Origin of the sequence: Bowmanella yangjiangensis (assembly GCF_017255015.1) — a bacterium.
GTDB lineage: Bacteria > Pseudomonadota > Gammaproteobacteria > Enterobacterales > Alteromonadaceae > Bowmanella > Bowmanella yangjiangensis.
Map to the genome: position 1 here is coordinate 1 of NZ_JAFKCS010000241.1, position 1,224 is coordinate 1,224.

At 65.5% G+C, this 1,224-nt stretch carries 2 protein-coding genes; both read right to left on the bottom strand.

All coding sequences use genetic code 11. The annotated features are described in order from the left end of the window. The coding region (locus J0A65_RS23655; RefSeq protein WP_206596731.1) for a CBS domain-containing protein at positions 1 to 376 on the bottom strand (376 nt) is incomplete at its 3' end. A gap of 2 nt (positions 377 to 378) precedes the next feature. Then, a complete protein-coding gene (locus J0A65_RS23660) occupies positions 379 to 1,065 on the bottom strand; it encodes a sugar phosphate nucleotidyltransferase (protein WP_206596732.1) in 687 nt (228 codons plus the stop codon). Positions 1,066 to 1,224 lie beyond the last annotated feature (159 nt).

The following is a 1,224-nucleotide window of genomic DNA, read 5'->3' on the forward strand; positions in this document are numbered from 1 at the left end:
GCGCGCGAGCACGCGCCAGCACGGGCACCTCGGCGCTGGCGGCCATCTGCCGGGTATACACCTCCACCAGGCGACCATGCTCATCCAGCCCCGGCAGCGCGTTGTGGCCCAGGTCGAAGGCCTTGAGCAGGTCCTCCCGCGGCACACCGATCTGCACCGAGCGGAATTCCTCGTTCATGCAGGCGGTCACCTGCTCGTCCGTTCTGCCTCCCTGCAGCAGGTGGCGGCGTACGTCACCGTTGGTCACCACGCCGAGCAAGCGCATGTCATCAGCGACCACGAAGGATATCTGCAGAGCGCCAGCCTCGATGCATTCGATGGCGTCGAGAATGCTCTGCCGTTCGCGGATGCTGAGGGTTTGCGCGAGCAGGCTCATGATCAGGACTCCATCCGAAAGTCATTGGCGTAGCGATCGAGCGACTCCGGCGTACCGATATCGATGAAGCGACCGCTGTACTCGATGACACTCACGGCCTCTCGGGCCAGCAACTCGGGCAGCAGTTCCTGCTCCATCGAGCACGCACGCACGGCAGCGCTGACGAAGGTATCGCAGGTGAAAGCGTAGACGCCCGCGTTGATCAGGCCCGCTCCTCCACGACCTTTCTCCAGCAACGCCTGCAGCTGGCCAGCGGCATCGATCTCGAGGCTGCCGTAACGACTGCGTTCGTCCACACGTGCCGCCAGCAGCGCATTGCCGGCCCCCTGCATCATCAGCCGGTAGCCATCGACATCGACGAAGGTATCGGCGTTGAGCACCAGGTAGCGGCCCTGCGCAGGCTGCTCACGCAACGCGTTGAGCAGCGCGCCCCCCGTGCCCATCGGGCTGGACTCGACCACCAGCGTCAGTGGCAGCCCTGCGTCACGCGCCAGGCCAGCGAGCTGCTCGGCCACCTGCTCGGCTCGATAATGGGCGCAGAGCACCGCCTCGCTGATACCGGCGCGCGCCAGCTGACGCAGCACGCGCGCCAGGAAAGGCTCTCCGTGCACCGGCACCAGCGCCTTCTGCGCATCGGTCACGCTGCGCAGGCGCGTGCCGAAACCACCGCAGAGCACATAGGCACGCATCAGCGCAGCCTCCGCACGTAGGTTTCCAGGCTGCACGCGGCATGCTCCAGATGATCCTCGGTGAGCCCCGGCCAAAGACCGATCCAGAAGGTGTCACGCATCACCTTGTCGGTCACTGTCAGCTCACCGCTCACACGGTATTGCTGGCCTTGCATGTAG